This is a genomic window from Rhabdothermincola salaria (assembly GCF_021246445.1).
Taxonomy (GTDB): Bacteria; Actinomycetota; Acidimicrobiia; order Acidimicrobiales; family Acidimicrobilacustridaceae; genus Rhabdothermincola_A; species Rhabdothermincola_A salaria.
Genome location: NZ_JAJQXW010000002.1, coordinates 603,589 through 616,715, shown reverse-complemented (window position 1 = coordinate 616,715; position 13,127 = coordinate 603,589). Strand labels below are relative to the sequence as shown.

Sequence of the window (13,127 nt, the reverse complement as noted above, 5' to 3'; positions counted from 1 at the left end):
GGCCGACAATCGCGGCGGCGCGGCGAGGTGAGCCCGGCCTGATTGGGGAGCCCCAGGGGCCCTCCCGTACCATCTCGGGCGTGCGCCTGCCGCGTCTCTCCCCCCGGGCCTACCAGCGCATCACCCTGCTGGCGGCGCTGGCTCTGGCCTTCATCATCGTCACCGGCGCGGGTGTGCGCCTGACGGGCTCGGGCCTCGGCTGCTCCACGTGGCCCAAGTGCGAGGAGACGCAGTTCGTCGCCCCGCTCGAGTACCACGCCCTCGTGGAGTTCGTGAACAGGCTCATCACCGGCCTGGTGTCGGCGGCGGTGGCCCTCGCCGTGCTCGGCTCGCTGCTGCGCACCCCGCGCCGCCGGGACCTGACCTGGTGGTCGCTGGGCCTGGTGGCCGGGGTGCTCGCCCAGATCGTGCTCGGTGGCCTCACGGTGCTGTTCCACCTCTCGCCGCCGTTCGTCATCGGCCACTTCCTGCTGTCGATGGTGCTCATGTGGAACGCGGTGGTGCTGCACGAGCGGGCCGGCCACGACGGTTCCAAGGGCCTCCCGCTCGTCCCGCGGCGCGTCCGCATGCTCGGGCGGACGCTGGTGGCGGCTGCCGCCGTGGTGCTGGTGTCGGGCACCATCGTCACCGGCACCGGTCCCCACGGCGGCGACGAGACCGTCGAGCGCCTGCCCTTCGACCTCATGGAGGTGGCCCGCATCCACTCGCTGCTGGTGTGGGCGTTCCTGGCTCTCGCGCTGTGGACCTTGTGGGAGCTGCACCGCAGCGGCGCGCCGCTCGGGGTCGACCGTCGGGCCAAGGTGCTGGTCGGCGCCATCGTGGTGCAGGGGGCGATCGGCTACGTGCAGTACTTCGGGGGCGTCCCGCCGCTCGTCGTGGCCCTGCACATCGTGGGCAGCATCGTGGTGTGGGTGGCCGTGCTGCGCTTCCACCTGGGGCTCACCGCCCACCCGCTCGAGCCGCCCGAGGGCCACCGCCCCACCACCGTCACTCCCCCGACCGACAGCCTTGTCGCTCCCACCGGGTGAGCGCAGGCCTGGCCCGAGCGTCGCGGCTGGGGGAAGATCGTCGGTGATGTCACCCCTCTCGTCGCTCCGTCTCGCCGGCGCGGCTCCGGTGGAGAGCCCCGTCGAGGTCGAGGAGGCCACGCCCGACGACCTCGCCGAGCTCGACCAGCCGTGGGTGGTGCTGGTCTGGAACGACCCCATCAACTTGATGAGCTACGTCACCTTCGTGCTGCAGAAGCTCTTCGGCTACAGCCGCGAGCACGCCGAGTCGCTCATGCTCGACGTGCACGAGAAGGGTCGGGCGGTGGTGTCCACCGGCACCAAGGAGAAGGCCGAGCTCGACGTCTTCCGCCTCCACGAGCACGGCCTGTGGGCCACCATGCAGAAGGACTGACGTGGGCCTGTTCTCCCGACGGCGGGTGCGTGCCGTCGACTCTGACACCTTCACCATCCGTCTCGACGACACCGAACGGGCCGTGCTGTCCGACGTGTGCGAGCAGCTCCGGGTGGCGATCGAGCACGACGACGCCACCCCCGCCCTGCGCCGGCTGTTCCCCATGGCCCATGCCTCCGACGCCGAGCAGGAGGCGCAGTACCAGGAGATGGTGCACGACGACCTGCGCACCAAGCGCCTCGCCGACCTCACCACCTTGATCGACGGGGCCCAGGCCACCCAGCTCGACCGCGAGGCGCTCGAGCAGTGGATGACGGCCATCAACGCCGTGCGCCTGGTGTTCGGCACCACCCTCGACGTCGGGGAGGAGGAGCCGGACGCCCTCGACCCCGAAGACCCCGAGACCCCGGCGCTGATCGTGTACCACTTCCTCGGCGCCCTGCTGCAGGACATCGTAGAGGCCCTCGGCGAGACCCTCTGACCCGTGCCCGGCGGCGACCGTCGGTCGGGCGGCTGGTCAGCGGAAGCAGGTGATGGCCGCTTGGGTGCCTCGTCGTTGGGCTTCGGCCTCGGAGAGCGTCCCGCCGCCCGTCAGCTCGTCGGGGCTGATCTGGGTGGTGAGCTCGCTGGCGAAGCAGGTGGCCTCGTCGATGTCGAGGTGGGCCTCGCCGAGGGCCTGCTGGACGAGCGTGAGGCGCAGGGCGGCGTACTGCACGCCCAGCATGACCCGCTCCCCTGACGGCGTGGTGCCACCGTCGGGCTCGCAGGACCGCAGCGAGGCCCGGTCGCCTTCGAGCCCGGCGGAGGCCGCTCCGGGCGGGCCGGCATCGGCCCAGGCGGTGAACAGCTCGGCCAGCTCCGCGGTGGCGGCCTCGTCGGTGCCGGTGGCCACGATCTCGGTGCACGGTCGGTCGTCGAGGCGGTACGTGGTGGAGGCGTCGCCGGCCCACCCCTCGAGCCCGACGAGCACCTCGCGGGGGTCGAGGCGCTCGGACAGCGCCATCAGCAACGAGATGGCGCCGAAGGGCCCCTCGTCGAGGATCTCCTGGCCGTCGAGGGGAGCAGGGTTGGTGACCTCGACCGGCTCGAAGCCACCGAAGAAGACGGCGGGGTCGAGCAGCTCGGCGTCGGTGGTGGGTGGGTCGGCCAGGGCGTCGTCGACGGCGCCGTTGCCGCCTTCGTCGGCGAGGATGGCCACGAACGGGGGCCCGACCGCGTAGGGCAGGGCGAAGCCGGCCTGGAGCACGTCGGGCACACCGGCCAGGGCGCCCATCGCCGCCGACCCCATCTGGGACATGCGCGCCTCGTAGTCGCGGCGCTCGGCCGAGTCGAGGGTGGCCACGTAGGCGTCTTCGACCCGGCTGGCGTCGCCCTCGGCGAGGGTGCGCAGGTTGGCCGCGGGCTGGTCGTCGAGGTCGTCGAGGCGGTCGAGCCCGAGGTGCTGGTCCTGCCAGGCGTGGGTGAGCTCGTGGACGAGGGTGACCCCGGTGGCGGCGTCGATCTCGGTGCCCCGCACGGTGACGGCGTCGGTCTCGGTGTCGTAGAAGGCCAGGGTGCCCTCGCCCATGAGCTGGTCGTACTGGTCGAGGAGGTCCTCTTCCGCGGTGATGAGGCCGAGCGCCCGGAGCTGGGCGGTGCTCACGTCGAGCGCGGCACGGTCCTCGTCGTCGAGGTCGCCGCTGGCGTCGGTGACGGCGGCTCGAAAGTCGTCGTCATCGAGGAACTCCACGGGAACGGGCTCGAGGAAGGGCCGGCCCCGGAACTCGGCGACGAACTCGGCGAAGACCTCGAGGCGGGGATCCCAGCCGTCGGCGCCGGCGTCGGTGCCCTCGTCGACCCCCCGGGCCACGACCTCGGGGGGTGGGCCCCCGTCGGCGCGCAGGGCCAGCACCGACACGGCGCCGGCGACCACGAGGAGGAGCGCACCCGCGGCCACGGCCAGCGTGGTGACGACCCGCGGGCCCCGGTCGGGATCTCGACCAGGAGGCCCGCTGGGCGAGGCACCCACCGGGGACGGTGGCCCGGGCGGGTACGTCGCGGTCATGGGTTCACCGTACCGACGCGCCGGGGACCTCCGGGGTCGGGCGGGCGACGGGCTCGTCTGGCGAAGGCCGGGGGGCGTGCTGCTATGGTGACCGAGCCCTCACGGCAGAGAGCCCCCATCGTCCAGTGGCCTAGGACGCCGCCCTTTCAAGGCGGTAACACGGGTTCGAATCCCGTTGGGGGTACGCAGTCCCCGGCCGCGAGGTCGGGTTGCAACAGTGGTCCCGTGGTGCAGTTTGGAGTGCACGCCGGCCTGTCAAGCCGGAGGTCGCGGGTTCAAATCCCGTCGGGACCGCCAGTTGCCACACAACTCACGAGGCGTGTGGCGACACCGGGTCGGGTAGCTCAGTTGGCAGAGCGATCGCCTGAAAAGCGATAGGTCACCGGATCGACGCCGGTCCCGACCACCTGCGAAACCCCTGCTCCGCAGGGGTTTCGTTCGTTTTCGCCGACCACCTCCGGCGCCCGATTCGCCCGTCGTCGTCGAGGGTCGGGCCGTGCTCGCAGCCGCCGAACGGAACGGCCGCCTCACACCAGGGCAACTGAAGCGAGCCAAGGCCGACCTCACTGAGCTCGTCGAGGAGATGAGCCTGGTCGAGATCACCGAGGACCTCATCGACGAGGCATCCACGTGGCCAACCCGCTCGATCACTGACCGACGTGGACAACGCTTGCTCCCGTCTCTCCCCGGACTCTGCGTTCCCACGCCAACGATGGAGCCGCGCGCCGGCCGTTTGAGCCCGTCCCCAGGTACGGCCGGCTCGCGGCGTGCGTCAGGCCGAGAAGGCCTCGCGCAGGGCGGCGGCCACCTTGTCCTGGGCGTCGCCGGCGGCGTCGATGCCGGCATCCATGGAGAAGAAGCCGTGGAACATGCCCTCGAACTCGTGGTACTCGGCCTCGACGCCCGCCTCGGTGAGGGCCTCGGCGAACGCCCGCCCCTGGTCGCGCAACGGGTCGTACTCGGCGGTCACCACCACGGCCGGGGCGACGCCCTTCAGGTCGGCCAGGATGGGCGAGTAGCGGGGATGGGTGCGGTCGGCGTCGTCGTTGGCGTAGTGGCCGTGGAACCACTCCATGCCGTCACGGGTGAGGAAGTAGCCCTCGGCGTTGTCGGTCATCGACGGTCGGTCGCAGGTGCCGTCGGTGACCGGGTAGATGAGGACCTGCTGGACGACCTCCACCCGGTCGGTGTCACGGGCGTGCACCGCCACCACCGCGGCCAGGTTCCCACCGGCGCTGTCGCCGGCGACGGCCACCCGGTCGGTGTCGACACCGAGCTCGGCGGCGTTGTCGAGCACCCACTCGAAGGCGGCCACCGCATCGTCGGCCGCCGCCGGGAACTTGGCCTCGGGAGCCAACCGGTAGTCGACGGCCACCACCACGCAGTCGGCCTTGTTGGCCAGCACCCGCGCCAGGTGGTCGTGGGAGTCGAGACCACCGATGACCCACCCGCCACCGTGGAAGAACACCACCACCGGCAGCGACTGGTCGTCGTTGGGCCGGTAGATGCGCACCGGGAGCTCTCCCCCCGGTCCGGGGATGGTGCGGTCGACGATGCTGGCCAGCTCGACGGGGCTGGGGATGGACGCACCCCCGAGGTTCCTCAGCTCGTCGGGCGAGAGGTCGCCCGAGAACGAGAACCCCGTGGAGCCGAGGAAATCGATCACCATCTGAGCCTGCGGATGCAACGGCACGTCTGTCCCCCTGGAAGCGAAACGGCGGCCGGGATCCCCCGGCCGCCGTTCACTCTGCCATGTTCATGGCGTCGCGGAGCGCCGCGATGTGGCTCGGTCGCTGCGCTTCCCCTCGCCACCAGACGGCACCCCGGTGCCGACCCCCCCCCGGGCGGAGCGCCGCGGTGCCTCTACCCCCGGACGACGCCGTCGCGCACGGCGGCCTCGGCGGCGGCGGCGGCCACCAGCGGGGCGACGCTGCGGTCGAACACCGACGGGATGACGAAGTCGGGGGCCAGCTCGGCGTCGGGCACGGCCATGGCGATCGCCTCGGCCGCCGCCAGCTTCATGCCCTCGGTGATGGTGGTGGCACCGGCGTCGAGGGCGCCCCGGAAGATGCCCGGGAAGCACAGCACGTTGTTGATCTGGTTCGGGAAGTCGCTGCGGCCGGTGGCGACCACGCCGCCCACGTGCTGGATGACCTCGGGTCGGATCTCCGGGTCGGGGTTGGCCAGGGCGAACACGATCGGGTCCTTGGCCATGCCCTCGACGTCGGCCACCGAGATGAGGCCCGGGCCGCTGACACCGATGAACAGGTCGGTGCCGGGCATGCACTCGGCCAGGCTGCCGGTCACGTTGTCGGGGTTGGTGTGCTCGGCGAACCACTCCTTGGCCACGTTGAGCCCACCGCGCCCCTGGTAGACGGCGCCCTGGCGGTCGCAGCCCACGATCCAGGGCACCCCGGCCTCCATGAGGATCTTGGAGATGGCCACCCCGGCGGCGCCGACGCCGGCGATGACGACCTTGAGGTCCTCCATCTTCTTGTCGACCAGCTTGAGCGAGTTGACCAGGGCGGCGAGCACCACCACGGCGGTGCCGTGCTGGTCGTCGTGGAACACCGGGATGTCGAGCAGCTCCTTGAGGCGGTCCTCCACCTCGAAGCACACCGGGGCGGCGATGTCCTCGAGGTTGATGCCCCCGAAGGTGGGGGCGATGCGCTGCACGGCCTCCACGATCTCGTCGGCGCTGTTGGTGTCGAGGCAGATGGGGAAGCCGTCGACGCCGGCGAACTCCTTGAACAGCAGGGCCTTGCCCTCCATGACGGGCATGGCGGCCTCGGGGCCGATGTCGCCCAGGCCCAGCACTGCGGTGCCGTCGCTGACGATGGCCACCGTGTTCTTCTTGATGGTGAGCTCGTGCACCTTGGCCGGATCGGCCTCGATGGCCTTGCAGACCCGGGCCACACCGGGCGTGTAGGCCATGGACAGGTCGGCCGCGTCGCGCACGGCGATGCGGCTCACGACCTCGGTCTTGCCGCCGTCGTGGAGGGTGAAGGTGCGGTCGTCCCACTCGAGGACCTCGATGCCGTCGCACGACCGGGCCGCCTCGAGCACCTGCTGCTGATGGTCTTCGCTGGTGCAGTCGACGACGATGTCCTCGTCGAGGAACGACTTCTTGGCCTCGAACCCCTCGAGCGCGGCGATGTTGCCGCCTACCGCGCCGATGGCCGCGGCCAGTCGACCCAGCGCACCGGGCTGGTTGTCGAGGCGCACGCGCAGTCGGACGGAGAACGCAGCAGTGGGAGTGTCAGCCATAGGGACCCAGACGCTACCGGCCTCGCCGCAGCGGGGCGAAGCGATCGGCCGCCGCGGCGGCGCGTCAGGTCGGCGTCAGGTCGGCGGTCAGACGCCCTCGTAGTCGAAGCCCAGCTCGGGGGCGGTGACCATGGCCCGGAAGGCCACCCCTTCGGCGTCGGCCATGGCGGCACAGGTGCCGCCCCGATCGACGAGCACGAGGACCATCACCGGTTCGGCGCCCAGCTCGCGCACCACCCGGAGCGCCTCGATCGAGGAGGTGCCGCGGGTGACGGTGTCCTCGGTGATCACCACCTTGTCGCCCGGCTCGAGGGCGCCGGCCAGGCGCCCGGCCACCCCGTGGTCCTTGGCCTCCTTGCGGATGGTGAAGGACTTCAGCGCCCGACCCCGGGTGGCGGCCACGGCCGCCAGGCCGTAGGCCACCGGATCGGCGCCGACGGTGAGCCCACCCACCGCGGTGACGTCGTCGGGCACCAGGTCCAGACCCACGTCGGCCATGAGCAACAGGCCGTCGGGACGACAGGCCGTCTGCTTGGAGTCGATGAACCAGCTGCTCTTGCGGCCCGACTTCAACGTGAAGTCCCCGGTGCGCACGGAGTGGCGCAGGAGGTGGTCGACGAGGGCCTGCTTGGGATCAACTGTCTCGGTCACGGCCAACGACCGTACCGGAGGGCCGGGTGCGGCCTCCCGAGGCACCGGCGCGACCCGACGGACCTCAGTCCCGGCGGCCGGACCAGCCGGTCAGATCAGGCGGACGGTGCCGTCGCCTTCGATGATGCGACCCAGCTCCATGGCCCGGTGGCCCCGGGCGCGGGCCAGGTCGAGCGCCTTGTAGGCGTCGTCGGGGGGCACCACGACGACCATGCCGATGCCGAGGTTGAACACCTTGGCCATCTCGTCGTCGGACACCTGGCCGAGACGCTGGATCTCGCCGAAGATGCGCGGCGACTCCCACGAGCCCCGGTCGACCTCGGCGGCGGTGCCCGGCGCCAGGACCCGGTTGAGGTTGCCGGGGATGCCACCACCGGTGATGTGGGCCACCGCTCGCACGTCGACCGCCTCGAGCAGCGCGGTGACGGTGGGCGAGTAGATGACCGAGGGGGCCAACAGCTCGTCGGCGAGGGAGTGGTGGGCGCCGTCGTAGGCCGGACCGTCGAGGGGCAGTCCGGCCCGCTCGAGCAGCACCCGCCGCGCCAGCGAGTACCCGTTGGAGCGCAGGTTCGGCGAGGGCAGGCCGATGAGCACGTCGCCCACGCTGACGGTCTGCCCGGTGACGAGGCGATCGCGCTCGGCCACGCCGACGGCGAAGCCGACGAGGTCGAACTCGCCGGGCTCCATGGCGCCGGGGTGCTCGGCCATCTCGCCACCGACGAGCGCGCACCCGGCCTGGCGGCAGCCCTCGGCCACCCCTTCGACCAGCTGCTCGATGTGGTCGGGGTCGAGGCGCCCCACCGCGATGTAGTCGAGGAAGAACAGCGGCTCGGCCCCCTGACACACCAGGTCGTCGACGCACATGGCCACCAGGTCGATGCCGATGGTGGTGAAGCGGTCGGTGGCCTGCGCCACCAGCGCTTTGGTGCCGACACCGTCGGTGGAGGACACCAGCACCGGTCGGCGGTAACGGGCCAGGTCGAGCTCGAAGAGCCCGCCGAACCCACCGATGTCGCCGATGACCTCGGGCCGGAAGGTGGAGCGGACCTTGTCCTTGATGCGCGAGACGGCTTCCTCGCCGGCGTCGATGCTGACACCGGCCGCGGCGTAGGTCTCCCCGGTGGGGTCAGCCACGGGCGGGCCCGTCGTCGAACCCACCGGATCCGTCGGAGATGACCTCGACGCCGTCGCCACCGTCTCGATGGGCGCGGGCCCGGTCGGCCGGGAGCTCGCCCTCGCCCCGCAGCAACGCCGAGAACGTGGACTCGGACACCTCCGCCGCCGCCGGGGCCGCCACCTCGAGCACGCCCTTGGTGAGGCTGACCGGGACCTCGACGGGGTACTCGCCGGTGAGGCAGGCGTCGCAGAACCCGGCCCCCACCGCCCCCGTGGCCGTGATGAGGCGATCGAGGTTCAGGTAGGCGATGGAGTCGACGTTGAGGTACTCACGGATCTCGTCCACGCTCATGTGGGCGGCCAGCAGCTCGGAGCGGGCACCGGTGTCCATGCCGTAGAAGCACGGCCACTTGTAGGGCGGCGACGAGATGCGCAGGTGCACCTCGAGCGCCCCGGCCTCACGCAGCATCGACACCATGCCCCGCGTGGTGGTGCCCCGCACGATGGAGTCGTCGACGACCACCAAGCGCTTGCCGGCGATGTTGTCGCGCAGCGGGTTGAGCTTCATGCGCACGCCGAGGGCCCGCATCTCCTGGTTGGGTGCGATGAAGGTACGGCCGATGTAGCGGTTCTTGACCAGCCCCTGGCCGTAGGAGATGCCGCTGCGGCGGGCGTAGCCCTCGGCCGCGGGGATGCCCGACTCGGGCACGCCCATCACCAGGTCGGCCTCGACCGGGGCCTGCTCGGCCAGCTGCTCGCCCATGCGCACCCGGGCGCCGTGCACGCTGCGCCCGTAGAGGCGGGTGTCGGGCCGGGCGAAGTAGACGAACTCGAACAGGCAGAGGCGAGGATCGACCTGCCCGGCCGGGAAGACCCGCACCGACCGGTAGCCGGTGGCGTCGATGACGATCATCTCGCCCGGCTCGAGCTCGCGCACGAAGTGGGCCCCGAGCACGTCGAGCGCCGGGCTCTCCGAGGCCAGCACCCAGCCCTGGTCGAGCTTGCCCAGGCACAGCGGTCGGAACCCGTGGGGATCGCGCACCCCGATGACGTGGCCCTCGTCCATGGCCACCACGGAGAAGGCGCCCTTCAGGCGACCCAGCACGGCCAACATGGCCCGCTCGAGGGCCCGGCCGTCGGAGGAGGAGTCCGGGTGCTTGCCCAGCTCGGCGGCGATGAGCTCGGCCATGAGGTCGCTGTCGCTGGTGACGGTGCCCGGCAGCATGCCGGCCTCCTCGGCCAGCTCCTCGGTGTTGACCAGGTTGCCGTTGTGGCCCAGGGCGACGGTGTGGTCGCCCATGTCGCGGTAGACGGGCTGGGCGTTGCGCCACGTGCTCGACCCGGTGGTCGAGTAGCGGGTGTGGCCGATGGCGAGGTGACCGTTGAGGGCGGCGAGCGTGCGGTCGTCGAAGGCGTTGGACACGAGGCCCATGTCCTTGACCACGGTGATGGTGTTGCCGTCGCTCACCGCCATGCCGGCGGCCTCCTGGCCGCGGTGCTGAAGGGCGTAGAGGCCGAGGTAGGTGAGGTGGGAGACCGGCTGGCCGGGGGCGTAGACCCCGAAGACCCCGCAGGCCTCCTTGGGGGTGTCGGCGTCGGGGTCGCCGTCGGCCTCGACGGCTGTCGACGGCGACGTGGACGACGGAACGCTCATGCCCTCGGAGCTCACCGCGTCAGCGTAGCGGTGCCGGGAGGGCGGGCCGTCGGGGTGTGACGGGCGTGTCACCCCTGGGTGGTGCCGGCGCCCAGGGCATCGGGGAGGCGGTTCGCCCAGGTCGCCTCGGCCTCGGCCAGGGCGATGTCGAGGAGGCCCTTGACGGCGATGCGGTCGCCACCGGCCACGCCGATGCGGCTGGTGGGGACGCCCGCCTGCTCGCAGACGTTGAGCACGGTGGTGACGTCGTCGGGGGCGACGCACACGACGACGCGTGACGGGCTCTCGCTGAACAGCTCGGCGGCATCGGCGACGCGGGCCACGTTGACGCCCAGCCCGGACCGCACCGCCATCTCGGCGAGGGCCAGGCCCAGGCCGCCCCCGGACACGTCGTGGGCGCCGGCCAGCAGGCCACCGGCCACGAGGGTGCGCACCACGTCGGCCACGGCCAGGTGGTGGGCGTGGTCGAGGCCGGGGAGCTTGCCGCCCCGGTGGCCGCGGGCCCGCGCCCAGCGAGAACCGGACAGCTCGGGCTGGGTGACCCCGATGAGGATCAGACGACCGCCGTCGACGAGGCCGACCCCGGGCGGACGTCGGTCGAGCCGGTCGACGACGCCCAGCAGGCCGATGACCGGTGTCGGATCGATGTTGGCGCCCTGGGCCTCGTTGTAGAGGCTGACATTGCCGCCGATGACGGGCACGTCGAAGGCCTTGCACGCCTCGGCCATGCCGTCGATGGACTCCGACAGCTGCCACATCACCTCGGCGTGCTCGGGGTTGCCGAAGTTGAGGCAGTTGACGACCGCCAGGGGACGGGCCCCCACGCAGGCCAGGTTCATGACGGACTCGGCGACGGTCAGGGCGGTGCCCTGACGGGGATCGACGGCGCACCACCGGTGGTTGCCGTCGGTCGTGAGGGCCAGGCCCCGGCCGGTGTCGGCGCCGGTGGCGGGGTGCTTGAGGCGCAGCACGGCGGCGTCGCCCCCCGGGCCCTCGACCGTGTTGAGGAACAGCTGGTGGTCGTACTGGGACCACACCCAGCGGCTGTCGCCGAGGAGGTCGAGCAGCTCGGCGCCGGCGTCGGCGCTGGCCGGCATGGGCTCGGCGTCGACGGCGGAGACGCGGGTGACCTCGTCGAAGTTCGTGGGGCACACGCAGGGCCGGTCGTAGAGCGGGGCGTCCTCGTGGAGCGACGCCGCGGGGATGTCGGCGAGCACGTCGCCCTCCCACCCGTCGAGGATGCGCAGCCGGCCGCCGTCGGGGTCGCCGGTGGCCGGGCCCGGGGTGACCTTGCCGATGACCGAGGCCCGCACCTCCCAGCGCTCGCAGATCTCGAGCACGCGGTCGAGGTCGGCCGGCTCGACGATGGCGAGCATGCGCTCCTGGCTCTCGGAGGTCATCGTCTCGAAGGGCTCCATGCCCTGCTCGCGCAGGGGCACCGCGGTGACGTCGACGTCCATGCCCATGCCGCCGCGGCTGGCGGTCTCGCTGGTGGCGCAGGTGAGCCCGGCCCCGCCGAGGTCCTGGATGCCGACCACCAGGCCGGCGTCGAGCAGCTCGAGGCACGCCTCGATGAGCCGCTTCTCCTCGAAGGGGTCGCCGACCTGCACGCTGGGGCGCTTCTCGGCGTCGGACTCCTCGTCGGAGAACCCGGCCGAGGCCAGCACGCTCACGCCGCCGATGCCGTCGCGGCCGGTGGTGGAGCCGAGCAGCACCGCCAGGTTGCCGACGCCGGTGGCCTGTCCGAGCACCAGCCGTTCGGTGGGCAACAGGCCGAGGCACAGCACGTTGACGAGCGGGTTGCCCTTGTAGGTCTCGTCGAAGACGGTCTCGCCGCCGACGTTGGGCACGCCGACCGAGTTGCCGTAGCCGGACACCCCGCTGACCACGCCCTCGGCGATCCAGCGGCTGCGGGCGTCGTCGAGGGGCCCGAAGCGCAGCGGGTCCATCAAGGCGATGGGCCGGGCGCCCATGGTGAAGATGTCGCGGAGGATGCCTCCCACCCCGGTGGCCGCGCCCTGGTAGGGCTCGATGGCCGACGGGTGGTTGTGGCTCTCGATGCGGATGGCGGCGGCGATGCCGTCGCCCACGTCGACCACGCCGGCGTTCTCGCCCGGACCCACCAGCACCCAGGGGGCCTCGGTGGGGAGGCGCTTGAGGTGGATCCGCGACGACTTGTAGGAGCAGTGCTCCGACCACATCACCGCGTACATGGCCAGCTCGAGGTGGTTCGGGGCTCGCCCGACGATGCGCTCGATGGCGGCGTACTCGTCGTCGGTGAGTCCCAGTGAGCGGTGGATGCCGTCCTCCATGGCGCCGACGCTACCCGGCCGCGGCAACCTGCCGATCCGGCGCGGCGGCCGTGTCGCGCCGGTGTCGCGACGCGTCTCGGTGAATGGGTTCGCCGCGACGCCACGAGAACGCGAAATGGCGCCGCGGGCGATTCGGAAATGGCCCCGTCGGCATTCACCTCTGACAAGCGGGGGCGACACCCCTGATTGCATCGCGATGAGATGTGTGATGGAGTGCCGGGCATGGCTACCACCAAACGTGGCAGTGACGGGATGTCCGAAGAGCACAAAGCGGCCTTGGCGGAAGGTCGTGCACAGGGGCGAGCAGTGCGTCGATATCTCGAGGCGCTCGAAGCCCACAAACCCAAACGAGGCCGCAAGCGGACCCCGGAGTCGATGCGCAAGCAATTGGACCGCATCGAGTCGGAGATCCCCACCGCAGATCCGTTGAAGCGCCTGCAGCTGATCCAGCAACGACTGGACCTGCAGCGCGACCTGTCGGCCTCGGAGGAGACCGTCGACCTCGACGCCCTCGAGACCGAGTTCGTCGCCGCCGCCAAGGGCTACGGCGAGCGCAAGGGCATCTCCTACGACGCCTGGCGCGAGCTCGGCGTGCCCGCCACCACCCTCAAGGCGGCCGGCATCAGCCGCAGCAGCTGAGGCCGCCCGCACCGCAACGAGGCCGGGCCCCTGCCCGCCGCCG

General features: G+C 71.7%; 11 protein-coding genes and 3 tRNA genes. 7 read left to right on the top strand and 7 right to left on the bottom strand.

Annotation, left to right across the window (positions count from 1 at the left end; genetic code table 11):
- Window positions 1-80 precede the first annotated feature (80 nt).
- From LUW87_RS12020 to LUW87_RS12010, 3 genes are all read left to right on the top strand, one after another.
- The gene (locus LUW87_RS12020) at window positions 81-1,028 is read left to right on the top strand and encodes a COX15/CtaA family protein (RefSeq protein ID WP_232671416.1); all 948 of its coding nucleotides are present in this window, start codon (window positions 81-83) and stop codon (window positions 1,026-1,028) included.
- 88 nt (window positions 1,029-1,116) lie between these two features.
- Window positions 1,117-1,401, top strand: coding sequence for an ATP-dependent Clp protease adapter ClpS (clpS, locus tag LUW87_RS12015; protein WP_346742558.1), 285 nt, complete (start codon window positions 1,117-1,119; stop codon window positions 1,399-1,401).
- 1 nt (window position 1,402) lies between these two features.
- Window positions 1,403-1,882 carry a DUF2017 family protein gene (locus tag LUW87_RS12010; RefSeq protein WP_232671414.1) on the top strand — a complete coding sequence of 160 codons (480 nt, stop codon included), beginning with the start codon at window positions 1,403-1,405 and terminating at the stop codon, window positions 1,880-1,882.
- A 36-nt stretch (window positions 1,883-1,918) separates the two neighbouring features.
- On the opposite strand, the gene LUW87_RS12005 is transcribed toward LUW87_RS12010, so the two are convergent.
- Window positions 1,919-3,445, bottom strand: coding sequence for a DUF6782 family putative metallopeptidase (locus tag LUW87_RS12005; RefSeq protein WP_232671413.1), 1,527 nt, complete (start codon window positions 3,443-3,445; stop codon window positions 1,919-1,921).
- A gap of 111 nt (window positions 3,446-3,556) precedes the next feature.
- On the opposite strand from LUW87_RS12005, the gene LUW87_RS12000 reads away from it, so the two are divergent.
- From LUW87_RS12000 to LUW87_RS11990, 3 genes are all read left to right on the top strand, one after another.
- A tRNA-Glu gene (locus LUW87_RS12000) sits at window positions 3,557-3,629 on the top strand.
- A gap of 35 nt (window positions 3,630-3,664) precedes the next feature.
- Window positions 3,665-3,742, top strand: a tRNA-Asp gene (locus LUW87_RS11995).
- Between the two features lie 36 nt (window positions 3,743-3,778).
- A tRNA-Phe gene (locus tag LUW87_RS11990) sits at window positions 3,779-3,851 on the top strand.
- Between the two features lie 366 nt (window positions 3,852-4,217).
- Here the strand turns inward: LUW87_RS11990 and LUW87_RS11985 are convergent.
- The 6 genes from LUW87_RS11985 to purL all read right to left on the bottom strand — a co-directional run bounded on the left by LUW87_RS11985 (window position 4,218) and on the right by purL (window position 12,445).
- Window positions 4,218-5,114: an alpha/beta hydrolase gene (locus tag LUW87_RS11985; RefSeq protein ID WP_249420288.1), complete on the bottom strand. Its 897-nt coding sequence runs from the start codon at window positions 5,112-5,114 to the stop codon at window positions 4,218-4,220.
- 194 nt (window positions 5,115-5,308) lie between these two features.
- Entirely contained in the window at window positions 5,309-6,712 is a 1,404-nt protein-coding gene (locus LUW87_RS11980; RefSeq protein WP_232671411.1) for an NAD-dependent malic enzyme, read from the bottom strand.
- Window positions 6,713-6,799: 87 nt separating this feature from the next.
- On the bottom strand, window positions 6,800-7,363 hold the full coding sequence (gene pyrE / locus LUW87_RS11975) for an orotate phosphoribosyltransferase (RefSeq protein ID WP_232671410.1): 564 nt from the start codon (window positions 7,361-7,363) through the stop codon (window positions 6,800-6,802).
- Between the two features lie 90 nt (window positions 7,364-7,453).
- Complete coding sequence (purM, locus tag LUW87_RS11970; RefSeq protein ID WP_232671409.1) at window positions 7,454-8,497, bottom strand: phosphoribosylformylglycinamidine cyclo-ligase; 1,044 nt, start codon at window positions 8,495-8,497, stop codon at window positions 7,454-7,456.
- A complete protein-coding gene (purF, locus tag LUW87_RS11965) occupies window positions 8,490-10,133 on the bottom strand; it encodes an amidophosphoribosyltransferase (RefSeq protein WP_249420286.1) in 1,644 nt (547 codons plus the stop codon). Before purF ends, purM begins: the two co-directional genes overlap by 8 nt.
- 68 nt (window positions 10,134-10,201) lie before the next feature.
- Window positions 10,202-12,445 (bottom strand): phosphoribosylformylglycinamidine synthase subunit PurL, encoded by a 2,244-nt coding sequence (purL, locus tag LUW87_RS11960; protein WP_232671407.1) that lies wholly within the window; start codon window positions 12,443-12,445, stop codon window positions 10,202-10,204.
- 306 nt (window positions 12,446-12,751) lie between these two features.
- Here purL and LUW87_RS11955 point away from each other — a divergent pair, with 306 nt between their 5' ends.
- Complete coding sequence (locus LUW87_RS11955) at window positions 12,752-13,084, top strand: hypothetical protein (protein WP_232671406.1); 333 nt, start codon at window positions 12,752-12,754, stop codon at window positions 13,082-13,084.
- Window positions 13,085-13,127 lie beyond the last annotated feature (43 nt).